The 21539-nt window shown below is 61.0% G+C and carries 20 protein-coding genes; 5 read left to right on the plus strand and 15 right to left on the minus strand.

Annotation, left to right across the window (positions count from 1 at the left end):
* Positions 1 to 28: 28 nt before the first annotated feature.
* Together SynTAK9802_RS01460 and psbA are read right to left on the minus strand one after the other, a co-directional pair.
* Positions 29 to 487: a cupin domain-containing protein gene (locus tag SynTAK9802_RS01460; protein WP_186496960.1), complete on the minus strand. Its 459-nt coding sequence runs from the start codon at positions 485 to 487 to the stop codon at positions 29 to 31.
* 313 nt (positions 488 to 800) lie between these two features.
* Complete coding sequence (gene psbA / locus SynTAK9802_RS01465) at positions 801 to 1880, minus strand: photosystem II q(b) protein (protein WP_006850357.1); 1080 nt, start codon at positions 1878 to 1880, stop codon at positions 801 to 803.
* Between the two features lie 171 nt (positions 1881 to 2051).
* Between psbA and SynTAK9802_RS01470 the strand changes: the two genes are divergently transcribed.
* Positions 2052 to 3641 carry a photosystem II high light acclimation radical SAM protein gene (locus SynTAK9802_RS01470; protein WP_186496961.1) on the plus strand — a complete coding sequence of 530 codons (1590 nt, stop codon included), beginning with the start codon at positions 2052 to 2054 and terminating at the stop codon, positions 3639 to 3641.
* Here the strand turns inward: SynTAK9802_RS01470 and SynTAK9802_RS01475 are convergent.
* Genes SynTAK9802_RS01475 through SynTAK9802_RS01485 form a run of 3 tightly spaced genes read right to left on the minus strand, consistent with a single transcriptional unit; the run spans position 3581 to position 6052 of the window.
* Complete coding sequence (locus tag SynTAK9802_RS01475) at positions 3581 to 4453, minus strand: CPBP family intramembrane glutamic endopeptidase (RefSeq protein WP_186496963.1); 873 nt, start codon at positions 4451 to 4453, stop codon at positions 3581 to 3583. The genes SynTAK9802_RS01470 and SynTAK9802_RS01475 overlap by 61 nt on opposite strands.
* 4 nt (positions 4454 to 4457) lie before the next feature.
* Positions 4458 to 4778: an ATP-dependent Clp protease adapter ClpS gene (gene clpS / locus SynTAK9802_RS01480; protein ID WP_115161566.1), complete on the minus strand. Its 321-nt coding sequence runs from the start codon at positions 4776 to 4778 to the stop codon at positions 4458 to 4460.
* Between the two features lie 47 nt (positions 4779 to 4825).
* Entirely contained in the window at positions 4826 to 6052 is a 1227-nt protein-coding gene (locus SynTAK9802_RS01485; RefSeq protein WP_186496965.1) for an LL-diaminopimelate aminotransferase, read from the minus strand.
* Positions 6053 to 6105: 53 nt separating this feature from the next.
* On the opposite strand from SynTAK9802_RS01485, the gene SynTAK9802_RS01490 reads away from it, so the two are divergent.
* The 3 genes from SynTAK9802_RS01490 to SynTAK9802_RS01500 all read left to right on the plus strand — a co-directional run bounded on the left by SynTAK9802_RS01490 (position 6106) and on the right by SynTAK9802_RS01500 (position 11572).
* Positions 6106 to 8769: a TIGR03960 family B12-binding radical SAM protein gene (locus SynTAK9802_RS01490; RefSeq protein ID WP_186496967.1), complete on the plus strand. Its 2664-nt coding sequence runs from the start codon at positions 6106 to 6108 to the stop codon at positions 8767 to 8769.
* A 257-nt stretch (positions 8770 to 9026) separates the two neighbouring features.
* Positions 9027 to 10967 (plus strand): Rne/Rng family ribonuclease, encoded by a 1941-nt coding sequence (locus SynTAK9802_RS01495; protein WP_186496969.1) that lies wholly within the window; start codon positions 9027 to 9029, stop codon positions 10965 to 10967.
* Positions 10968 to 10972: 5 nt separating this feature from the next.
* A complete protein-coding gene (locus SynTAK9802_RS01500; RefSeq protein WP_115080444.1) occupies positions 10973 to 11572 on the plus strand; it encodes a ribonuclease HII in 600 nt (199 codons plus the stop codon).
* Here the strand turns inward: SynTAK9802_RS01500 and SynTAK9802_RS01505 are convergent.
* Complete coding sequence (locus SynTAK9802_RS01505) at positions 11519 to 12115, minus strand: DUF1997 domain-containing protein (RefSeq protein WP_186496971.1); 597 nt, start codon at positions 12113 to 12115, stop codon at positions 11519 to 11521. The genes SynTAK9802_RS01500 and SynTAK9802_RS01505 overlap by 54 nt on opposite strands.
* Before the next feature lie 31 nt (positions 12116 to 12146).
* Here SynTAK9802_RS01505 and pheA point away from each other — a divergent pair, with 31 nt between their 5' ends.
* On the plus strand, positions 12147 to 12989 hold the full coding sequence (pheA, locus tag SynTAK9802_RS01510) for a prephenate dehydratase (RefSeq protein ID WP_186496973.1): 843 nt from the start codon (positions 12147 to 12149) through the stop codon (positions 12987 to 12989).
* A gap of 3 nt (positions 12990 to 12992) precedes the next feature.
* On the opposite strand, the gene SynTAK9802_RS01515 is transcribed toward pheA, so the two are convergent.
* The 9 genes from SynTAK9802_RS01515 to SynTAK9802_RS01555 form a co-directional block, all read right to left on the minus strand.
* Positions 12993 to 13925, minus strand: a complete 933-nt coding sequence (locus SynTAK9802_RS01515) for a methyltransferase domain-containing protein (protein WP_186496975.1) — start codon at positions 13923 to 13925, stop codon at positions 12993 to 12995.
* Positions 13925 to 14560: an LON peptidase substrate-binding domain-containing protein gene (locus tag SynTAK9802_RS01520; protein WP_115010442.1), complete on the minus strand. Its 636-nt coding sequence runs from the start codon at positions 14558 to 14560 to the stop codon at positions 13925 to 13927. Before SynTAK9802_RS01520 ends, SynTAK9802_RS01515 begins: the two co-directional genes overlap by 1 nt.
* 56 nt (positions 14561 to 14616) lie before the next feature.
* Complete coding sequence (rpsJ, locus tag SynTAK9802_RS01525) at positions 14617 to 14937, minus strand: 30S ribosomal protein S10 (RefSeq protein ID WP_011363346.1); 321 nt, start codon at positions 14935 to 14937, stop codon at positions 14617 to 14619.
* Between the two features lie 121 nt (positions 14938 to 15058).
* Positions 15059 to 16258, minus strand: a complete 1200-nt coding sequence (tuf, locus tag SynTAK9802_RS01530) for an elongation factor Tu (RefSeq protein ID WP_115080435.1) — start codon at positions 16256 to 16258, stop codon at positions 15059 to 15061.
* A gap of 44 nt (positions 16259 to 16302) precedes the next feature.
* Positions 16303 to 18378 (minus strand): elongation factor G, encoded by a 2076-nt coding sequence (fusA, locus tag SynTAK9802_RS01535; RefSeq protein ID WP_114987193.1) that lies wholly within the window; start codon positions 18376 to 18378, stop codon positions 16303 to 16305.
* Positions 18379 to 18467: 89 nt separating this feature from the next.
* Positions 18468 to 18938, minus strand: coding sequence for a 30S ribosomal protein S7 (rpsG, locus tag SynTAK9802_RS01540; RefSeq protein ID WP_006849937.1), 471 nt, complete (start codon positions 18936 to 18938; stop codon positions 18468 to 18470).
* A 41-nt stretch (positions 18939 to 18979) separates the two neighbouring features.
* Complete coding sequence (gene rpsL, locus SynTAK9802_RS01545) at positions 18980 to 19354, minus strand: 30S ribosomal protein S12 (protein WP_006850614.1); 375 nt, start codon at positions 19352 to 19354, stop codon at positions 18980 to 18982.
* A 72-nt stretch (positions 19355 to 19426) separates the two neighbouring features.
* The gene (locus SynTAK9802_RS01550) at positions 19427 to 19753 is read right to left on the minus strand and encodes an iron-sulfur cluster assembly accessory protein (protein WP_186496977.1); all 327 of its coding nucleotides are present in this window, start codon (positions 19751 to 19753) and stop codon (positions 19427 to 19429) included.
* 34 nt (positions 19754 to 19787) lie between these two features.
* Positions 19788 to 21473: a phosphodiester glycosidase family protein gene (locus SynTAK9802_RS01555; protein WP_186496979.1), complete on the minus strand. Its 1686-nt coding sequence runs from the start codon at positions 21471 to 21473 to the stop codon at positions 19788 to 19790.
* Positions 21474 to 21539: the final 66 nt, after the last annotated feature.

A 21539-nucleotide genomic window follows, 5' to 3' on the forward strand; every position in this document is an offset into this window, starting at 1 on the left:
GATGTGGTGAGGCTACGAAGCCATCGGTTCAGATCAGCTCCGGATGGGGCAATTTCGGACGTTCTGTCGCGGGATGCTGCCGGGCCATCTCGAAATCACAGAACTCAAATCCCGGCCCGACACAACAGCTCATCAATGAGTAGTCACCAAGACTCCGCGCCGCCTGCCAGGTGTTGGTGGGAACCACCTGGATGGGGTTGGACGCATGCAAAGCATCACGTCTCAGCCCTGTGCCATCGCCCTGGCATTGAAAGAGCTCCAGCGGGGCCCCGTCAATGTGCGTCCAGACTTCGTCTCCACCGATCACCCGATGCCAGCAACTGACGGCACCGGCGGGCAGCAAAAACAGAATGGCCGTCAAGGCAGATCGCTCGGCACCGTCCTGTCGTTGAACTTGGTCTGGACTGCGATGCAGCTCTCGGTACCAGCCCCCCTCTGGATGGGGCTTTAAGCCGAGGTGCTGGATCAGGGTTTGCGTCTGATTCATTGCAGTCCGGCGCGTTGTCTCATGCTTTTCAGTTGCTGCTAGTCCCAGCCCATCCATAGGACTGCTCAGTCAATGCTCACTAGCAAAAGCGGTTGGTTCTTGCCATGTCGAGGTTGTCTTGCTTCCACATTGCTGAGTCCACCCTGAGGGGTTGGCAACCTCTGCATCGCACCGAGTTGTGCAGAGAGGATCTCAGATGGCTCCTCGCACTTGAGGGTTGATCGGACCCAACAAATTGCATGCACAACAAAAAGCCCCCTCCTAGGAGGGGGCTTTCCGATTCAGTTGATCTGAATCGTTTGTTGATTCCAGATCAACCGATGGCAGGAGCCTGCAGAGCCACAGGAGTGGACTCAGCAGCAGCCAGGTCGAGGGGGAAGTTGTGAGCGTTGCGCTCGTGCATCACTTCCATGCCGAGGCCGGCACGGTTCAGCACATCAGCCCAGGTGTTCAGGACGCGGCCCTGACCATCAAGGATGGACTGGTTGAAGTTGAAGCCGTTCAGGTTGAAGGCCATGGTTGACACGCCGAGGGCAGTGAACCAGATGCCGACAACAGGCCAGGCAGCCAGGAAGAAGTGAAGGCTACGGCTGTTGTTGAAGGAGGCGTATTGGAAGATCAGGCGACCGAAGTAACCGTGGGCAGCCACGATGTTGTAGGTCTCTTCCTCTTGGCCGAACTTGTAGCCGTAGTTCTGGGACTCGCTCTCGGTGGTTTCACGCACCAGGGAGGAGGTCACCAGGGAGCCGTGCATGGCGGAGAACAGGCTGCCGCCGAAAACACCTGCGACGCCCAGCATGTGGAAGGGGTGCATCAGGATGTTGTGCTCGGCCTGGAACACCAGCATGTAGTTGAAGGTGCCAGAGATGCCCAGGGGCATTGCGTCAGAGAAGGAACCCTGACCGAAGGGGTAAACCAGGAAGACAGCGGAGGCTGCAGCGACAGGTGCGCTGTAGGCAACGCAGATCCAGGGGCGCATGCCCAGGCGGTAGGAGAGTTCCCACTCACGACCCATGTAGGCGTAGATGCCGATGAGGAAGTGGAAAACAACCAGCTGGAAGGGGCCGCCGTTGTACAGCCACTCATCGAGGGAAGCAGCTTCCCAGATGGGATAGAAGTGCAGGCCGATGGCGTTGCTGGAAGGAACAACAGCACCGGAGATGATGTTGTTGCCGTAGATCAGGGAGCCAGCGACGGGCTCACGGATGCCATCGATGTCGACCGGAGGAGCGGCGACGAAAGCGATGACGAAGCAGATGGTGGCAGCCAACAGTGTGGGGATCATCAGCACACCGAACCAACCGACATACAGACGGTTGTTGGTGGAGGTGACCCACTCACAGAAGGCCTGCCAGCTGGAAGCGCCGGAGCGCTGCTGGAGGGTGGTGGTCATGAGAACGGAAAGAAATGTTCCCGAAGGAACGGTTTAAGGAAGGGCAGGAGAGCCCTGCCTGATCGGGAGTGTAAAGGAAGTTTGCGCTGTGTGTTGCTGGCTTGATGAAGTTGTTGTGAAGAGGCTCTCCGCCCCTTTGGCGGCAGCGCTTGTTAGCGTCCCGAAAGCCTCATGGCAGCTGACGTGGCACCACAACAAGAACGGGTGTTGCTGGTGCGGCTGCCCTGCAATCCGATCTTCCCGATCGGGCCGATCTACCTCGCCGACCATCTGCACAAATGCTTCCCGGAGATGTCTCAGCGCATCCTGGATCTCGCTGCTCTGCCGGTGCTGGATGTCCATCGCGTGCTGGACGCCACCGTTGACCAGTTCCAGCCGACGCTTCTGGTGTTCTCGTGGAGAGACATCCAGATCTATGCGCCGGTCGATGGGCGGGGGGGCAACCCTCTTCAGAATTCGTTCGAGGTCTTCTACGCCCGTAACCCTCTGAAGCGTCTGCATGGAGCCTTGGGTGGGCTTCAGTTAATGAGCAGTCACTACGGCGAGCTGCGCAGGAACCAGCGTCTGGTGCGTCAAGGCTTGAAACGTGCACGCCGCCACCAGCCGACGGCCAGAGCAGTGCTTGGCGGGGGAGCTGTCAGTGTGTTTTACGAGCAACTCGGCAAATCGCTCCCCAAAGGAACGGTGGTTTCCATCGGTGAGGGGGAGCCGCTGCTCGAGAAGTTGATTCAGGGCCACTCCCTCGAGGGCGAACGATGCTTCGTGGTTGGCGAGAAGCCGCGTTCAGGCCTGATCCATGAGCAGCCGGAAAGTCGGCCCAAAACCGCCTGCAATTACGACTACATCGCTTCGATCTGGCCCCAGCTCGACTGGTACCTCGAAGGCGGTGACTTTTACGTTGGAGTTCAGACCAAGCGCGGCTGCCCCCACAACTGTTGTTATTGCGTTTACACGGTGGTGGAAGGCAAGCAGGTGCGCCTCAACCCCGTGGATGAGGTGGTGAAAGAGATGCGCCAGCTGTACGACCGCGGGGTTCGTGGTTTCTGGTTCACCGATGCTCAGTTCATACCCGCGCGGCGCTACATCGAAGACGCCAAGGAACTGCTGCGGGCGATCAAAGCCGAAGGGCTGACCGGCATTCGTTGGGCCGCCTACATCCGCGCCGACAATTTGGACCCCGAATTGGCTCAGCTCATGGTGGAGACGGGCATGAGCTATTTCGAGATCGGCATTACATCCGGCTCACAGGAGCTGGTCCGCAAGATGCGCATGGGCTACAACCTCCGCACCGTTCTGGAGAGTTGCCGGATGCTGGCGAATGCGGGCTTCCGGGATCACGTGTCGGTGAACTACTCCTTCAACGTGATCGATGAACGACCGGAAACGATCCGCCAGACCGTGGCTTATCACCGAGAGCTGGAGGCCATTTTTGGCGCTGATTTGGTGGAGCCAGCGATCTTTTTCATCGGTTTGCAGCCCCACACCCACCTTGAGCAGTACGGGTTTGATCAGGGTCTGATCAAACCGGGTTACAACCCGATGAGCATGATGCCGTGGACGGCACGCAAGCTGCTCTGGAACCCCGAGCCGATGGGGAGCACCTTTGGCCGGGTGTGTCTTGAGGCCTTTGATCGCAATCCTGCGGATTTCGGTCGCACGGTGATGTCACTCCTCGAAAGGGATTACGGAGTGGCTTCGCTTCAGGACGCTCTTCGTGCTCCGCTGGAGGGCCGCAAGGCGTTGGCAACGGCTGTGCGCTGAATTAGCAGAAGGATCAGCAAACTGAGGATTCCGATGAGTCCGCCCAGAGGATTCGGGGAATGGCCTCCTGGTCCCACTAACCACGGGGGGGCATTGGGCGATAGCTGAAGCAAGCCGTTCTGAAGCAGAAACCATCCAGCCACAAGCCCGCCATGCAGACCGACGCAACCCCAAAGTGACCCCCGGTCCGATTGACGCTGTCTGGCCAGCACCATTCCCAGAAGAAAAAGGCCGATCAGCAGGCCACCCATGGCCACCAGCCCCAGGTTGAAGCGTGTGTGCACAAGGCTGAAGATGCCTGCTTGAGCCCAAGCTGCACGACGCGAGCCAATCATTTCTTGCAGTTCCGTCCAGAGCCAGCTTCGGAAAATCAATTCTTCAGCGAAGCCAACGCCGAGGCAGAGCAACACGGCATTCGTCAGCTGAGTTGCATCCACTTCGCCCCGCCAATTTCCCGATCCATCGATCAGAACAACACTCGTGATCACCATCAGCAGCCCTGCGGCAATGAGCAGACCCTTGAGAAGAGCAGCTGCTGGCGCGGGTTGTTTCTGTGGTTTGGCTTCGCGGATGCCCAGGGCCGCCCAAGGCCGTGATTCGGACCACCGCAAGGCTGCCCATCGGGGCATCACCAGGAGGAACAGCACAAAACTCAGCACCGTTCCGATTAGTGAGAGCTGATCCGTTGGAAGGCCAAGCAGCGTCAGCGGAACAGCGGCAAGCCAGCCCAGTGCATAGAGCAGAGGGATGAACAGAACCGTGGGCAGCCAGGCTGGCTGAAGCAGGAGGAACCTGTTCAGCGGTTGCTGCATCGCTCTAGTTCTCAGGCTCGATGGAGCTGGTCAAGCCTTTTGATTTCAGCGTCTCGCAATAGAACTCAGCCGGTTCGATGTCGCAGACGATCACCAAGCCCACTCCAGTGTTGTGGGCTTCCAGCATCACGGCCATGCAGTCCTGCTCGCTGAGTTGAGGCACAACCTGCTGCAGGGTGGCCACCACGTATTCCATGGAGTTCACCGGATCGTTGTGGAGCAGCACCTTGTAGCGAGGCGAGCGCTTGCGAACCCGTTCCGGCGCTTTGTCCAGAACAGCTGCACCACCTGGTTTTTGGCTGGGAGAGTCCACCGCCATGGCCATTGATCCGAAGCAATTGAAATCTAAAGGCAATGCGAACGGGGAGCGTCTCACAGGGCTTTGATGCGGGCCATGGCCTCATCCACATTGGCCCGGCTGTTGAAGGCCGACAAGCGGAAATACCCCTCGCCAGCGGCGCCGAAACCGCTGCCGGGTGTGCCCACCACGTTGGCTTTGTTGAGCAGATGGTCGAAGAAGCCCCAGGAATCCATGCCCTCAGGGGTCTTGATCCAGACGTAGGGAGCGTGTTCGCCGCCATAGACGGTGAGGCCTGCAGCACTGAGTTCGCGACGAATGATCGCGGCGTTCTCCATGTAGAAGCTCACCAAGGCCTTCACTTCGGCCTGACCGGCTTCGGAGTAAACAGCCTCAGCTCCGCGCTGAATGATGTAGCTCACACCGTTGAACTTGGTGCTCTGACGTCGGTTCCACAGTCCCCAGAGTTCCACCGCTTCGCCGTTGGCCGCTTTGCCTTTCAGCCCTTTGGGCACCACGGTGAAGGCACAGCGGGTGCCGGTGAAGCCAGCGTTTTTGGAGAAGGAACGGAATTCGATGGCACAGTCCCGTGCTCCTTCGATCTCGAAGATGGAGTGGGGGAGTTCAGTGTCCTGGATGAAGGCCTCATAGGCAGCATCGAAGAGGATCAGTGCGCCATTGGCGCGGGCGTAGTTCACCCAGGCCTGGAGTTGTTGCCGGGTGGCGACGGCACCGGTGGGGTTGTTGGGGAAGCAGAGGTAGATCAGGTCGACCGGTTCACTGGGAATCTGCGCTGCAAAGCCGTTGTCTGCGCTGATCGGTAGGTAGGTCAGTCCCGCGTAGCGACCGATCTCTCCGGCTTCCCCGGTGCGGCCAGCCATCACGTTGCTGTCCACGTACACCGGGTAGACGGGGTCCGTGACGGCCACCTTGTTGCCCTCGCCGAGGATGTCGAGGATGTTGCTGCTGTCGCACTTGGAGCCGTCGGAAACAAAAATTTCCTCGGCACTGATGTCGCAGCCTCGGGCTTGGAAGTCGTTTTTGGCGATGGCCTCCCGCAGCCAGCCATAGCCCTGTTCCGGGCCATAGCCATGGAAGCCTTCGGCGGTGCCCATCGCATCGATGGCGGTTTTCATGGCTTCACGGCAGGCCAGCGGCAGGGGTTCCGTGACATCACCGATGCCCAGGCGGATCAGCGCTGCCTCGGGATTGGCGCTGCTGAATGCTTTGACGCGTCGACCGATCTCAGGGAACAGGTAGCCCGCTTTGAGCTTGAGGTAGTTGCCGTTGACCTGAACCACGGAATCGGGAGCTATTTCTGCGGGGCATCCTGCCGTGTCGGCAGCTCCATACGATGACCTCAGGAGTCAGGACATCCGACGTGGTCGTCTCATCCCTGGATCACCCGGTTGATTTTCATGCCCTGGTGGACAGCGGCATCAACAAACCGGCCCGCTACATGGGGCACGAGTTAGGGGTTGAACCACGGGACTGGCAGACAGCGTCGGTTCGCTGGGCGCTCACCTACCCCGAGATCTACGAGGTTGGCTCCAGCAACCTGGGCCACATCATTCTCTATTCGATCCTCAATGCCGTCCCCGGGCAGTTGTGTGATCGCGCCTATCTTCCAGCGGCCGATCTGGCAGGCCGCTTGCGGGAACGTACCCAGGCGTTGTTTGCCGTGGAAAGCCGTCGGCCTTTGCCGGCCTTCGACATCCTGGGTTTCAGCCTCAGTTACGAACTCGGCGCCACCAACATCCTTGAGATGCTGGATCTGGCGCAGGTGCCCATCCGCGCCGCTGATCGGGGCGACTTGCCCCTGAGTGATCCTGCAGCACCTCCTCTGATTTTCGCTGGTGGGCCCACCGCCACCAGCAATCCAGAGCCCTATGCCCCGTTTTTCGACTTCATCGCTCTGGGTGACGGTGAGGAGCTGTTGCCCGAAATCGGTCTGGTGGTGGCGCAAGCCAAAGCGGATGGATTGACGCGATCGCAATTGCTGCGGGATCTGGCCCAGGTTCCCGGCGTTTACGTGCCTGCGCTCTATGGAACGGGCGCCGATGGGGTCACCCTCGAGCCGCTTCATCCTGATGTCCCGGCACGGGTTCTTCGCCGTGTGGCGACACCAATGCCCCACTACGCCATGGGTCTTGTGCCCCATGTGGAAACGGTGCATGACCGTCTCACGGTGGAGATTCGCCGCGGTTGCACCCGGGGTTGTCGCTTCTGCCAGCCCGGAATGTTGACGCGACCGGCTCGGGATGTGGAACCCGAAGCGGTGATCGAGGCAGTGGAGACCGGCATGAAACAAACCGGCTACAGCGATTTCTCGCTGCTCTCCTTGAGCTGCAGCGACTATCTGGCGCTGCCGGCGGTGGGGGTGGAGTTGCGCAACCGCCTGGCGGATCAGAACGTCACGCTTCAACTGCCCAGCCAGCGGGTGGATCGCTTCGATGAAGACATTGCCCACATCCTTGGCGGCACGCGGAAAGCGGGTCTCACCTTCGCCCCGGAGGCCGGGACACAGCGACTCCGCGACATCGTCAACAAGGGCCTCACCGATGATGACCTGCTGCATGGCATCCGCACGGCCATGCAGAACGGATACCGAAAGGTGAAGCTGTACTTCATGATCGGCCTCCCCGGTGAGACGGATGCCGATGTTCTCGGCATTGCCGAGACCTGCGTGATGCTCCAGCAGCGTTGCCGTGACCTGGGTCGGCTGAACCTGAACATCACGATCAGCAATTTCACGCCCAAGCCCCACACCCCTTTTCAGTGGCACAGCGTCTCCACGGCTGAGTTTGAGCGGCGCCAGGTGCTGCTCAAGGAGGCCTTCAGGCGTTTGCGCGGCGTGAAGGTGAATTTCACCGATGTGCGGCTTTCGGCCATGGAGGATTTTGTCGGCCGCAGCGATCGGCGCCTTGCCCCGGTGATCGAGGCGGCCTGGCGAGCTGGTGCCGGCATGGATGCCTGGTTCGAGTCGCTGGATCGCACCTACGCCGCCTGGACCGGAGCCATCGCGGATGCCGGCCTGGAGGGGCGTTACCGGGAGATGGAGGTGGGGGGCTGGAGTGCTGTGGCTGCGCTGGATCGGGAGGATCTGGAAGCGTTCTGTGCTCAGCCGCTCCCCTGGGATCACATCGACACCGGCATCGACAAAGCCTGGCTGGCGGATGATCTGCAACGGGCTCTGGCAGCGGCGGTTGTGCCCGACTGCTCCTTTGATGGTTGCAGCAGTTGTGGGGTCTGCGGCCCGGATCTCGGGCACAACGTGGTGGTTCCCGCTCCTGAGGTGCCAACCCAGGTGCCGACCCAGGCGCCGCCCAGTGAACGGGTGTGCCGGATCCGGGTGCAATTCGCCAAAACGGGATCGATGGCGCTGCTCAGCCATCTTGATCTGATGCGCATGCTCGAGCGGGCCTTGCGTCGCAGTGCGCTTCCGATCAGCTTCACCGGTGGGTTTCATCCACTGCCGCGGATTCAGATCGCTTTGGCACTTCCCCTCGGTGCTGAAGCCCAGAGCGAGTGGATGGATCTGGAATTCACCGAGGCTCTGGATCCCAACCACTTCCGCAAGACGCTTCAGCCGTTGCTGCCGGAGGGCATTCAGCTGCTGGCGGCAGCCGAGGTTCCCGTCAGTGGCAAGAGCCTTTCGCAAGAACTGACGGGGGCCATTTGGTGTTTTGATCTCGTGCCGCAGGAGCAGGCCCCGATGTCATTGGATTGGAATGTGGCGGTGGATCAGCTCCTGCAGGCCACAACCTTGGTGTGGCACGACACCGACAAGAAGGGCCGCCCTCGGGAGCGGGATTGCCGCCCCGCGTTGAAGGCGCTGCAGGTGACGGATCAGAACGCCAATGGATCCGTTCGGCTTCGCTTGGAAGCGGCGGTGGATGAGATGGGCCGAAGCTTGCGCCCTGCTCAGATTCAGCACTGGCTGGCTGAGACCGTTGGTCAGCCCTTGCAGGTGCAACGCTTGGCGCGAGAGGCCCTGCTCCTCAGCGCGCAGTGCTAATTTGGCTACAGAACAGGTGTTTCGTCCGTCGGGACCAACCTTGTTCCGGTCTTGTCTGATCCAACACGGATATCGAGGTCCACATCACGGCTTGCACGGCGGTCTTTTTTGGAACCCCCAAGCCTGAGTCATAGGAGTTTTTGCTCCGCAACCTTTTGGTCTTGCTGACCAGTTCAGATCTTTCCATCAACCCGTGAGGGAGAACCGGCAGGTTCCTCAACGGATTTGGCCCTCAATCGGGCTCAACCAGTCCTCTTATGCCCCAGCAAATTGTCATCGCGGAGCAGCTGCGCATCGCAGCAGTGCTGACCGATGAACGTGTTGATGAACTCATCGTCGCGCAGGGTCGTTATCAGATCGGAGATGTCTATTTAGGAACGGTAGAAAATGTCCTGCCAGGCATTGATGCCGCCTTCGTCAATATTGGTGAGAGTGAGAAAAATGGGTTCATTCATGTCACCGATCTTGGGCCGTTGCGTCTGAAGAAAGGTTCGGCTGGGATCACTGAACTTCTGGAGCCTCGCCAGAAGGTTCTGGTTCAGGTGATGAAAGAACCGACCGGCACCAAAGGCCCACGGTTGACGGGAAATCTTGCTCTGCCAGGTCGCTACCTGGTGCTTCAGCCCCATGGGCAGGGGGTCAACATCTCCCGGCGCATCAGTTCTGATGCAGAACGGAACCGACTGCGTGCCCTTGGTGTTCTGATCAAGCCGCCTGGAGCCGGTCTGCTGATCCGTACGGAAGCCGACGGCATCAGCGAAGAGCTGTTGATTGAGGATCTGGAATCCTTGCTGCGCCAGTGGGAGGCGATTCAGCAAGCCGCTGAAACGGCTGCACCGCCGGTGCTGCTCAACCGCGATGAAGACTTCATCCATCGGATTCTGCGGGACCACATGGGCCCGGATCTGGCCCGGGTAGTGGTGGACGATGCCGCCGCTGTGAACCGTGTGAGCAGTTTCCTTGGTGCCGAAGCCGGCAATGTGCTGGTGGAGGCTCACAGTGAACCCAGCGAGTTGCTGGAGCACTACAAGGTCAATGCCGCCATCCGCGATGCGCTGAAGCCGCGGGTTGATCTGCCGTCCGGTGGCTACGTGATCATCGAGCCCACCGAAGCACTCACGGTGATCGATGTGAACTCGGGCTCGTTCACACGGTCGGCCAATGCGCGCGAAACCGTTCTGTGGACCAATTGCGAGGCGGCGATCGAAATTGCTCGCCAGCTCAAGCTTCGCAACATCGGTGGGGTGATCATCATCGACTTCATCGATATGGATTCCCGTCGTGATCAGCTCCAGCTGCTGGAGCATTTCACGACAGCCGTCCGTGACGACTCAGCCCGCCCGCAGATCGCACAGCTCAGCGAACTGGGCCTGGTGGAACTCACCCGCAAGCGTCAAGGGCAGAACATCTATGAACTGTTCGGTCGGGCTTGCCCCAGCTGTGGTGGTCTTGGCCATGTGGCCGTTCTTCCCGGCAAAGACCTGCTTCAACCTCTGGCAACGGCCACAGGATTGGTTCGCTCGGCGGCCTCTGCCCGCGCCGAAGTTGTTGCGCCAGGAGAGAGCGGTGGCAATGGCCGGCGGCGGCGCGGTGGTCGAGGGCGTGGCAGTCAGGATGCCGTCCTTCCTGTCGAGACGTCCGACACCTCTGCCCCTGAGGTGTCGACCCAAGAGGCTCAGGAGCCAGCGACCGCCCGTCGTCAGGACCCTGAATTGGTTGCCGTCCCGATGACCGACGAGCAACAGCAGTTGTTTGGTTGGCTGGGATTGAACCCTGCCCTGTTGCTGGAGGAGCCCCCTGCATCCGACAACGTCGTGGTCCGGGTTGTGCGTCCTGGCGAGAACGAGCAGGAGGTGCTGGAGGCGGCGCGTCAGCAATTGGCGGCCAGTTCCGGACGCCGCCGCCGTCGTGGCGGACGGGGTGGTCGTTCAGGGTCACGCAACGGGGCGAGTCAGCCCACTACGACTCCTGCCGCTGAGACGCCTGTTGTCGTCACTTCATCTGCTCCGGATGAGTCGGCTCCCCTGATGGTGGAGATCACCCCCTTGGAGGCGGTGACCAACCTGACGATCACCGAACCAGAACCGGCCCCCATCAGTGAACCGGCTGAGCCCGAGCCTGTGGCCGTGGTGGAAACAGCTGAGCCTGATGAGCCTCGCCGTCGCCGTCGCCGCTCCTCGGCTGTCGCCACGGTCTGAGTCGGATGACCGCGCAGGACTCCCTCCCCCTCGGGCGGGACGTGGCTGGTGTGGACGAAGTCGGTCGCGGTTGCTTGTTCGGTCCTGTCTTTGCGGCTGCTGTTGTGCTCGAGACCGCAGCGGCTCAAGAGCTGTTGAAGGCAGGGCTGACCGATAGCAAAAAACTGTCAGCCAAGCGTCGGGCTGCTCTGGTTCCGGTGATCCAGTCGCTGTGTGCGGCATCCGGTCTGGGCCAGGCATCAGCGCGCGAAATTGACGCCTGCGGCATCCGCGTTGCCACGGAACGCGCCATGTTGCGGGCGCTGCAGCGACTGCCGCAGCGCCCTGGGCTCGTGCTGGTGGATGGCAACCTTCCCCTTCGGCTATGGCAGGGCCCGCAGCGCACGGTGATCGCAGGGGACAGCCGATCAGCGGCCATTGCTGCGGCGAGTGTTCTGGCCAAGGAGGCCAGGGATGCACTCATCCGGCGCTTATCGGCTCGATTCCCTGGTTACGGCCTCGAGCGCCATGCGGGCTATGGCACGGCGCAACATCGTCAGAGCTTGATGGCCTCAGGCCCCACGCCCCTGCATCGGCACACGTTCTTGAGGCGTCTGCTCGGTTGAGCCTTGCCCGTCGGTTTCCCGGCACCAGCTTCGGTAGTCGTCGATCAGTTGCTGGCCAACCCGGGCTTTGATGCCAATGAGGATGCCACTCAAGATTGATTCGCCCGTTGATTCCAGCACCCGTTTGGGGATCAGCTTCAGCAGCGATGGCTGGCTGACGCTCACCGACAGATGGGCATGTCCCTGAAGTCCGTCGGGTGTGGACGTCAGCCGTGCTTCAAGGTTCAGGGCGAAGTCATCAACAATCCCCAGACCCTCCAGTTCGCAGTCGAGGGCCTGCATCACCAAGGTGTCGCCTTCCATGTGGATCTGGAGGGACACCACGGGTTTCACGTGGAGCTGGAAGACCTGCAGGCTGGTCACCACATAGCTGTAGCGCCCTGACTGCAGACGGGTGAGCTGTTTGGCATCCAGCAGGGCCCCAAGGACGCGCTCCTCCTCCAGCAGGTAAGTGGGAAGCCGCTCTGCTCCGGTTCGGACAGGCAGATCAAGCTTTTGACTGGCTTCGAAGGCCAGGGGCATGGTCTTCACCTGACGCGGCATGATCTTATCGAGTCCATCCAGTGCGGCTTCGATGCCTACACGTCTCGCATTCCTTGGCCCAGTCGGGACCTATGGCGAGAAGGCCGCCCGGGTGTTGATCGAACAGGACGCTCTCGAGGATGTCCAGCTCGTTCCCTGCGTGGGGCTCCGATCGGTGGTGGAACAGCTGGCCGGAGGGCAGTGTGATGCAGCCGTTGTCCCGATCGAGAACTCGGTTGAAGGTGGGGTGACAGCGACCCTCGATGCGCTGTGGTCCCATCCGGAGCTTTGTATCCGCAGGGCTTTGGTGCTGCCGATTCAGCACGCTCTGCTGGGGAGTGGGCCGCTCAGCAGAGTCACCGAAGTGCTCTCCCACCCGCAGGCCCTGGCCCAGTGCAGTGGCTGGTTGGCCCAGCATCTGCCCGACGCCTTGCAACTGCCCACCTCATCCACGGCTGAAGCTGCTCGCATGGTGGCGGGCAGTCCCTTCCGTGCTGCGATCGCCTCCCAGACCGCTGCCCGGGAACACGGGTTGGATCAGCTGGCGTTCCCGGTGAACGATGTTGCGGGCAACCGCACCCGTTTTCTGCTGCTGCGTCGTGGCCAGCGCAGTGAGCATGGCGATGTGGCCAGTCTGGCGTTCTCGCTGCATCGCAATGCGCCGGGGGCTCTCTTGGAGGCTTTGGCCTTTCTGGCTGAGCGGGGCTTGAACATGAGCCGGATTGAATCGCGACCGTCCAAACGGGAGCTGGGGGAATACGTGTTCTTTGTGGATGTGGATCTTCCGCCGGCTCCGTCAACGGCTCTGGCGGATCTGATCGCCCAGTTGCAGCCTCTTTGTGAGCATCTCGCCCATTTCGGTGCCTACCCCAGCAGCGATTTGAGCGGCTGTTGAGGATCAGCCCTTTCTGATCCGGAAGACGCCGAATTGCATCAGACCAGTAGCGAAGGCCCAGTGCATCAGCAGCAACGTCGGCGTTTCTCTCAGGCCTTGCAGGACCGCTTTCGGTCCCAGGCTGAGCACCGCCCAGGGACGGCGGACGCCCTCGATGATCGAGTCAATCCATGAGGGGAGCGTGGCCTGGGTCCAGTCACCGGTGATGATCTCGCCACGGTTGTGCACGCTGTTGTCGAGGTTCTGGCGGAACCCCTTGATGCTGGCGAATTCAGGGTGGGCCCATTGGTTGAGCAGCTGACGCATCACCCAGCGTTCGGGTCGCGTCATGCCGCCGTCAGATGGATCCCGGCGGTTCCAGTCGGCCACTGCAAGCAGACCCCCCGGTCGCATCACCCGCATCATCTCATCGGCATAACGCTGCTTGTCCGGCATGTGGGGCCCGGCCTCCACACTCCAAACCGCATCAAAGCTCTGATCGGGCAGTTGAAGATCCAAGGCGTCCATCACCTGGAAGCGGCAGCTCAGGCCGGATGGGGTGAGTTTTGTGGCTCGTTCCACCTGGGCAGGGCTGATGCTGATGCCGAGAACGTTCAATCCGTAATCCCGCGACAGGATTCGGGCACTGCCACCGATGCCGCATCCCACATCCAGCACCCGGCTGCCGGCGGGGAGTTGGTCCAGACCGCTCCATCGCACCAGCTCGTGGACGAAGGCTTCCTTGGCTTCGCGGAAGTCGCAGGAGCCTGGCGGGGTTCCGTAATGGCCGAGATGGACATGCTCTCCCCAGAGCTGCTCCAGCAAGCGGTCTTCCGTCCAGGCGTCGTAGGCGGAGGCGACACTCTCCGACGATTCGTAGCGCCGGTCGCGGCGAAGCCACAGCGCAACCCCGGTGGCTCCAACGGCGCCGGCTACCACTAACAGAGATCCCAACATCACTTCAGATCCATCAACACAGTGCGGGCTGCCAGTTGGCGTCGGGTGTGGTCCAACATTTCAAATTGCTGACTCAACCGTTCGTGGGTGTCGGTTAGTTCGAGAAGACTCTGTTGCTCCGAAGCGGCCTGATCCAGATGGGCGCTGATCCAGAAGGAGAGTTCCCGAGGTAGATCAGGCAGATCGTCAGGCAGTTCCACCTCTCGGTTCTGCAGTTTGCTGGTCAGCTGAACGACGTCATTTAAGGCTTCGCTCACCTTGTCCCTCAAGCTGTTGAGCTGGTCGGTGTCGGCCACGGGCTCATCCTCCAGCCAGCTCACCATCCCTGTTCGGTAGGGCGTTTCACGCGTGATGTTGAGCAGCCGGAACCGCTGTTGGCCCAGCGAAACGATGTAGCTGCGACCGTCTTCGGTTGTTTGGTGCTGAAGCACCTCAGCGCAGCAACCGATTTCGGCCATTTCGCCGTTCTCGGGGTTGATGCGAACGATGCCGAATCGTTTGTCGGTCTCCAGAACCGTCTGGAGAAGCATCCGATAACGCGATTCAAAAATGTGCAGCGGCAGGAGCTGCTGCGGGAACAACACGACGTCCGGCAGGGGGAACAGGGGAAGCTCCCTCACAGAAAAATCGGACACGAACGCCGTGTTGTAGGCAACTGAATCCTAGGAAAATGAAGTTCTGATCGAACGGATCAGAGCTTCACTTCGATGTCCACACCACTGGGGAGATCAAGCTTCATCAGTGCATCGATGGTTTTGGCCGAGGGGCTGTAGATGTCGATGATCCGACGGTGGGTGCGGGTCTCGAAGTGCTCGCGGGAGTCCTTGTCCACGTGGGGAGAGCGCAGAACGCAGTAGATCTTGCGTTTCGTGGGCAGGGGGATCGGACCGATTGCGGTTGCAGCGGTGTTATCGGCCGTTTCAATGATTTTCTCGCAAGAAAGATCGAGCATGCGGCGGTCGAACGCCTTCAGGCGGATGCGGATCTTCTGCTGAGCGATGGCAGTGGACATAGGAAGGGAGCGAAAAAGCTTCGAGATCGAAGCAGGACTTCAGTTGTCGAGGTTCTGAGAAATTTAGGAGATGGGGGGCTGAGCCCCTCCATCTCCTGCCGTGTGGTTCAGCTTGCGCTGATCACTCGATGATCTTGGAGACCACGCCAGCACCGATGGTGCGGCCGCCTTCGCGAATAGCGAAGCGCATGCCTTGCTCGATGGCGACGGGGCAGATCAGCTCACCGGTCATCTGGATGTTGTCACCAGGCATCACCATTTCCACGTTGGAACCGTCTTCCGCGGTGAAGGCAGTGATTTGGCCGGTCACGTCCGTTGTACGGATGTAGAACTGCGGGCGGTAGCCAGCGAAGAAGGGAGTGTGACGGCCGCCTTCTTCCTTCTTGAGCACGTACACCTGACCCTCGAACTTGGTGTGAGGGGTGATGGAACCGGGCTTCACAAGCACCATGCCGCGCTCGATCTCTTCCTTCTGGATGCCGCGCAGCAGCAGACCAACGTTGTCGCCAGCCATGCCCTCATCGAGCAGCTTGCGGAACATTTCCACACCGGTGACGGTGGTCTTGCGGGTGTCCTTGATGCCGACGATTTCGATCTCTTCGCCGACCTTGACGATGCCGCGCTCGATACGGCCGGTGGCCACGGTGCCGCGACCGGTGATGGAGAAGACGTCTTCCACTGCCATCAGGAAGGGCTTGTCCACTTCCCGCTCAGGCTCAGGGATGCTGGCGTCAACAGCCGCCATCAGTTCCTCGATCTTGGCTTCCCACTCAGCCTCGCCCTCGATGGCCTTCAGGCCGGAGACCTGAACCACGGGGATGTCGTCGCCGGGGAAGTCGTAGCTGGAGAGCAGTTCGCGGATCTCCATCTCCACCAGTTCGATGATCTCTTCGTCATCGACCATGTCGCACTTGTTCAGTGCAACCACCAGGGCGGGAACACCCACCTGCTTGGCCAGAAGGATGTGCTCCTTGGTCTGGGCCATGGGGCCGTCGGTGGCGGCACACACCAGGATCGCGCCGTCCATCTGAGCGGCACCGGTGATCATGTTCTTCACATAGTCCGCGTGGCCAGGGCAGTCCACGTGGGCGTAGTGACGAGTCTCGGTCTCGTACTCAACGTGAGCGGTGTTGATGGTGATGCCGCGCTCACGCTCTTCAGGGGCGCCGTCGATGTCGGCATAGTTCTGAACTTCAGCCTGACCCTTCTTGGCGAGCACGTTGGTGATCGCAGCGGTGAGGGTGGTCTTGCCGTGGTCAACGTGGCCGATGGTGCCGATGTTGACGTGGGGCTTGTTCCTTTCGAACTTCTCGCGTGCCATGGGTGTTTAAAGAATCGAGGGTTGGATTTGGAGGAGTTTAGAGATCAGGAATTGCCCTGATTCTTGGAAATGATGGCCTCGGCCACATTGCGAGGAACTTCGGCGTAATTGTCGAATTCCATCGAGAAAATGCCCCGGCCCTGGGTCATGGAGCGGAGCTCGGTGGCGTAACCGAACATCTCGGCAAGGGGCACCTTGGCCGAGATTTTGGACGTGCCGTCTTCGACGGACTGGCCCTCAACCTGACCTCGACGGGAGGACAGGTCGCCGATGATCGAACCGAGGAAATCCTCGGGAGCTTCGACCTCGACCTTCATCATCGGCTCAAGCAGCACAGGGTTGCACTTCTTGACGCCGTCCTTGAAGGCCATGGATCCGGCGATCTTGAACGCCATCTCCGAGGAGTCGACGTCGTGATAAGAGCCATGCACCAGGGTGCATTTCACATCGATGAGGGGGTATCCGGCGATCACACCGGATTCGCAGGTCTCCTTCATGCCCTGCTCGGCGGGCTTGATGTATTCCTTCGGAACGACACCGCCCACGATCTTGTTGACGAATTCGAAGCCGGAGCCGGGCTCGCCCGGTTCCATCTCGATCACAACGTGGCCGTACTGGCCCTTACCACCGGTCTGACGGGAGAACTTGCCCTCGCCACCTGCGGAACCACGGATGGTTTCGCGGTAGGACACCTGAGGTGCGCCGATGTTGGCTTCCACCTTGAACTCACGCAGCATGCGGTCCACCAGGATTTCCAGGTGGAGTTCGCCCATGCCGGCGATCACGGTCTGGCCGGTCTCGGAGTCGGTGTTGACGCGGAAGGTGGGGTCTTCTTCAGCCAGAGCAACCAGGGCCTTGGAGAGCTTCTCCATGTCGCCCTTGGTCTTCGGCTCAACAGCCACGGAGATCACCGGTTCAGGGATGAACAGGGTCTCGAGAACGATCGGATCGTCCTGGGTGCAGAGGGTGTCACCCGTGGTGGTGTTCTTCAGTCCGAGCACCGCACCGAGGTCGCCGGCACGCAGTGCGTCGACTTCCTCACGGTCGTCAGCCTTGAGCACCACGAGGCGGGAGATGCGCTCCTTCTCGCCTTTGGTGGAGTTGAGCACGTAGCTGCCCTTCTCGAGGATGCCGGAATACATCCGAACGAAGGTGAGCTTGCCGTAGGGATCTGCCATCACCTTGAAGGCGAGGGCGCTGAAGGGGGCGTTGTCGTCGGACGGACGCACCGCTTCGCTGCCGTCGGGGAGCACACCCTGGATGGGGGGAACGTCGACGGGGGCAGGGAGGTAGTCGATCACAGCGTCGAGCACCAGCTGCACACCTTTGTTCTTGAAGGCGGAGCCGCAGAGCATGGGCACCAGGCCGTGCTTAAGCACGCCCTCACGGATGCCTTTCTTGAGCTCGTCAACGCTGAGTTCGCCGGTTTCGAGGAACTTCTCGATCAGCGCCTCATCGGTTTCGGCGACGGTCTCCATCAAGGTGTTCCGCCATTCGGCCACCTCATCGGCCATGTCGGCCGGCACCTCGGCTTCTTCGATATCGGTGCCGAGATCGTTCTTATAGATGTAGGCCTTGTTGGCAACGAGATCGATGATGCCGCTCAGCTCACCTTCGGCACCGATCGGAAGCTGGATCGGAACAGCGTTGGCCTTGAGGCGATCCTTGATCTGGCCGTGAACCTTGAGGAAGTCCGCACCGGTGCGGTCCATCTTGTTCACGAACACCATCCGGGGAACCGAATAGCGATCGGCCTGACGCCAGACGGTTTCCGATTGGGGCTGAACGCCACCAACGGCGCAGAAGACGGCGATCACACCATCCAGCACGCGCATGGAGCGCTCCACCTCAATGGTGAAGTCCACGTGGCCAGGCGTGTCGATGATGTTGATCCGATGGTCCTGCCAGGACGTCGAAATGGCAGCTGCGGTGATCGTGATGCCACGCTCCCGTTCCTGGGCCATCCAGTCGGTCACGGCGGCGCCGTCATGCACCTCGCCGATTTTGTGAACCACACCGGAATAGAACAGGATCCGTTCTGTCGTGGTGGTTTTGCCGGCATCGATGTGAGCAGCGATACCAATATTTCTGACGCGTTCCAGGGGGAAGTCGCGGGCCACAGGAAATTCTCCGGGGGTGGGGCGTGAAAAGGCGGAGAGACTCTACAGGCCAGCCATGAACATCTGTGTTGATGACTGGCCCGTGAGGCTCAGTAGCGGTAGTGGGCGAAAGCCTTGTTGGCTTCGGCCATCTTGTGGGTTTCTTCGCGCTTGCGAACGGCGTTGCCAGCCTCGTTGGCGGCATCCATCAGTTCGCCAGCCAACTTCTGGGCCATGCTCCGGCCGTTGCGGGCGCGGGAGAAGCTCACCAGCCAGCGCAGAGCCATAGCGGTGCCGCGCTCCTGGCGCACTTCCATAGGCACCTGATAGGTGGCACCACCAACGCGGCGGGCGCGCACTTCCACTAGGGGGGTGGCGTTCTTGACAGCTGTTTCGAACAGTTCGAGCGGATCTCCGCCGGTGCGCTCGTTGATCAGGCCGAACGCGTCGGACAGGATCCGTTGCGCTGTCGACTTCTTGCCGTGCTGCATCAAGCGCACCACCATCATCGTGGCGAGGCGGCTGTTGAACTGCGGGTCGGGAAGAATCGGGCGCTTCTCAGCGGCATTGCGGCGTGACATTAGGGATCAGAACTTGATGGGGATGGGGAGGAAACCGGTGATCACTCCTTCGGAGCCTTGGCGCCGTACTTGGAGCGGGACTGACGTCGGTCTTTCACGCCAGCGGTATCAAGGGTTCCGCGGATGATGTGGTAGCGGACGCCAGGGAGGTCTTTGACACGACCGCCGCGGATCAACACCACCGAGTGCTCCTGCAGGTTGTGACCGACACCGCCGATGTAGGCCGTGACCTCAAAGCCGGAGGTCAGGCGCACACGAGCCACCTTGCGCAGCGCCGAATTCGGCTTTTTGGGCGTTGAGGTGTAAACGCGGGTGCAAACACCGCGACGCTCAGGGCAGGACTTCAAAGCCGGGGACTTGGTCTTGGCCTTGAGGCGTGAGCGCTCAGTGCGGATCAGCTGTTGGATGGTTGGCATCGATGGTCGGTGAGCGGTCGGACTCCCGACCTGATTCGACAATCGACCACGATACCGGGTGACGGTCCCCACTCAAAGGCGGCTGAAGGCGCTGCCGCAGGCACAGGGTTCAACCCCATCGGTGTTGCGGATCAGAAAACCACCCCCACTGAGGTCGCCGCGGTAGTCCAGGCAAAGGCCTTCGAGCAATTTCAGCTGTTCTGCAGGGGCGTGCAGGGTCACGCCATCGGCCCTTGCGATCGCAACGCCGGCCAGATGTCCTGCCCGGATGCGCAGCACATGTTGTGCGCACTCGCCGGGCGTGAGATCGAGATGCATCTGCCCCGGTGTTCCCGCAACGGCCGCCTGTCGCCCTAGCTCGGCAGCAGCAGCAGCGGTCAGCCGCAAATTGGCAGCCATGCTCAGTTCCTCTGGGCCCCCACTGTCGCAGGTCTCAGAGGGGGATGAGCCCCAGGCCGTTGTGGACTCTCGGGGTGCTGCTTCGGCCATTCATCACGGTGCGTCCGGCCACAACGAGGGTGGTGGAGCTGCCGCCATCCATGTTCAGGGCATCGCGCAGCCCCATCTGCTGGGCTGCCAGGGCTGTTTCCACAAGGGTGGGATCACTGCCGGCGGCGCCACGCAAGGTCATCAGCCACTGACCGCTCGGACCCTGAGCCACCACCGTTCTTGGTGCCGCCAAGCTCATGAAGCCAGGGCTGAATCCCTCCTGGCGTCCATTCAGCACCACGTGGCCGTTCTGCATTAGCAGTGGACCGCCGCCCAGAACATTGGGTTGTTGCGCGAGGGAGGAGAGGGATCTTGATGTCACCTGGATCCGATCACCAGGTCGTGCTGGCAGCGGCGTGCGTCCCCGGGCTACCACCAATTCAGCGTCTTTGGGGATCGCGATGCCGCGTTGGAGGCTGCTCTTGTCGACCGTTGCTTCGACGCGGCCGCCGCGAATCAATAGTGCTTCCTCCTCGCCGCTCAGGGCGCGGTAGCGGGGCCCCCATGCAGGCGTGTACAGGCTTAGCCCCTTCTGGACGTAGCCGCTGTTGAGTGCCATGAGGCTCCAACGGCGACCGTTGTTCACCTGCAGCGTCTGATTCAGACGCAGCCGGCCGAACTGCAGATCCCCTGAGGTTCCCCAAGCGATCACACCTCGATTCAGGATCGGACCAGACAGCCAGACCCCCTGATGCCGCACGGCCCCCAAGGGGAGCTGGTTGATCCGGTTGAAAAAGCCTCCGTTCACTGCGACCAGTGCCCCTGCGGGTTGGGAGAGCTGAGGCAGAAAACGCAGACCCTGCTGCTGCTCGGCTTTGACCAGAGGCTGAAGTGTGATGCCGAGACGGCTCAGCTGCCCGCCGGCACGGAACACTTGAATGGGTTTCACACCCACCTTGATGGTGCGTTGCTCCAAGACGAAGCCCCGCCTCAGCCATTCGGCCACAGCTGGGTTGCGGAGAGGAAGACGTGCGCTTTGGACCGGGCGGCGACCACCGGTTTGCACACCATCCAGCACCACCCGCCAAGGGGACGCCAGGCTCAGGCTTCTCAGCTTGGTGGCTTGTCCCTTCAGCACCAGGCCGCCGTGGCGATGCAGCTGTGGCGAGAGCCCCCATGCCTTGAGTTGACGTTGCTGGGTCCGCGACAACTTGAGCTCCAGCAACAGGTCGCCGTTCAAGCGCTGCACCAGGGCGGGGCCGTTCAGGTCCAGCACCAACCGATCGGCGGTTGAACCCTTACCGCGGCGCAGGTTGTTCACCGTTGGTAAGGGCAGCCGAAGCTCCAAAGTGTTTCCCCTCACTTGGGCGCTGACGCCAGTCGCGGCCAGCCAGTCGCTCACTTCGAGGCCGACTTCATCACCGAGTGAACGGGTCGCCAATGCGGTCATTGCGACCGTTCGGCCAAACCATTCCAGTGCCTCTCCATCGAGGCGAGACACCCGCCGGAAACCCAGACGGGATTCCAGAACATCCAAGGGCAGCCAAAGTTCTTCCGGTTCTGCGTCGCTGCCCTTCCAGAGCCAAACCGCTTTGCTGCGCTCTCTCCCGATCAGCACCTCCTCACCGCTCTGGTTCGGCACAGGGCGAAGCTCAGGCGGTGGCGCGGGAAGTGGGGCAAAGGCCAGCATGAAATGCCTTGGCGGAGAGGCGCCTGCCTAGGATCGTCCCTCGAGATGGATTCTGCAGAGCTCGAA

This window comes from Synechococcus sp. TAK9802 (assembly GCF_014279535.1).
Lineage (GTDB): Bacteria > Cyanobacteriota > Cyanobacteriia > PCC-6307 > Cyanobiaceae > Parasynechococcus.

Excerpts from the sequence above, each read along its gene's own strand:
- SynTAK9802_RS01550 (WP_186496977.1), bottom strand. The coding sequence starts at position 19,753 with ATGGCTGCCAATTTGCGGCTGACCGCTGCTGCTGCTGCCGAGCTAGGG.
- SynTAK9802_RS01475 (WP_186496963.1), bottom strand. The coding sequence starts at position 4,453 with ATGCAGCAACCGCTGAACAGGTTCCTCCTGCTTCAGCCAGCCTGGCTG.
- rpsG (WP_006849937.1), bottom strand. The coding sequence starts at position 18,938 with ATGTCACGCCGCAATGCCGCTGAGAAGCGCCCGATTCTTCCCGACCCG.
- SynTAK9802_RS01490 (WP_186496967.1), top strand. The coding sequence starts at position 6,106 with ATGACCTCAGGAGTCAGGACATCCGACGTGGTCGTCTCATCCCTGGAT.
- SynTAK9802_RS01555 (WP_186496979.1), bottom strand. The coding sequence starts at position 21,473 with ATGCTGGCCTTTGCCCCACTTCCCGCGCCACCGCCTGAGCTTCGCCCT.
- SynTAK9802_RS01495 (WP_186496969.1), top strand. The coding sequence starts at position 9,027 with ATGCCCCAGCAAATTGTCATCGCGGAGCAGCTGCGCATCGCAGCAGTG.
- rpsL (WP_006850614.1), bottom strand. The coding sequence starts at position 19,354 with ATGCCAACCATCCAACAGCTGATCCGCACTGAGCGCTCACGCCTCAAG.
- SynTAK9802_RS01500 (WP_115080444.1), top strand. The coding sequence starts at position 10,973 with ATGACCGCGCAGGACTCCCTCCCCCTCGGGCGGGACGTGGCTGGTGTG.
- clpS (WP_115161566.1), bottom strand. The coding sequence starts at position 4,778 with ATGGCCATGGCGGTGGACTCTCCCAGCCAAAAACCAGGTGGTGCAGCT.
- tuf (WP_115080435.1), bottom strand. The coding sequence starts at position 16,258 with ATGGCACGCGAGAAGTTCGAAAGGAACAAGCCCCACGTCAACATCGGC.
- psbA (WP_006850357.1), bottom strand. The coding sequence starts at position 1,880 with ATGACCACCACCCTCCAGCAGCGCTCCGGCGCTTCCAGCTGGCAGGCC.
- SynTAK9802_RS01460 (WP_186496960.1), bottom strand. The coding sequence starts at position 487 with ATGAATCAGACGCAAACCCTGATCCAGCACCTCGGCTTAAAGCCCCAT.
- SynTAK9802_RS01470 (WP_186496961.1), top strand. The coding sequence starts at position 2,052 with ATGGCAGCTGACGTGGCACCACAACAAGAACGGGTGTTGCTGGTGCGG.
- SynTAK9802_RS01515 (WP_186496975.1), bottom strand. The coding sequence starts at position 13,925 with ATGTTGGGATCTCTGTTAGTGGTAGCCGGCGCCGTTGGAGCCACCGGG.
- SynTAK9802_RS01505 (WP_186496971.1), bottom strand. The coding sequence starts at position 12,115 with ATGCCGCGTCAGGTGAAGACCATGCCCCTGGCCTTCGAAGCCAGTCAA.
- pheA (WP_186496973.1), top strand. The coding sequence starts at position 12,147 with ATGCCTACACGTCTCGCATTCCTTGGCCCAGTCGGGACCTATGGCGAG.
- rpsJ (WP_011363346.1), bottom strand. The coding sequence starts at position 14,937 with ATGTCCACTGCCATCGCTCAGCAGAAGATCCGCATCCGCCTGAAGGCG.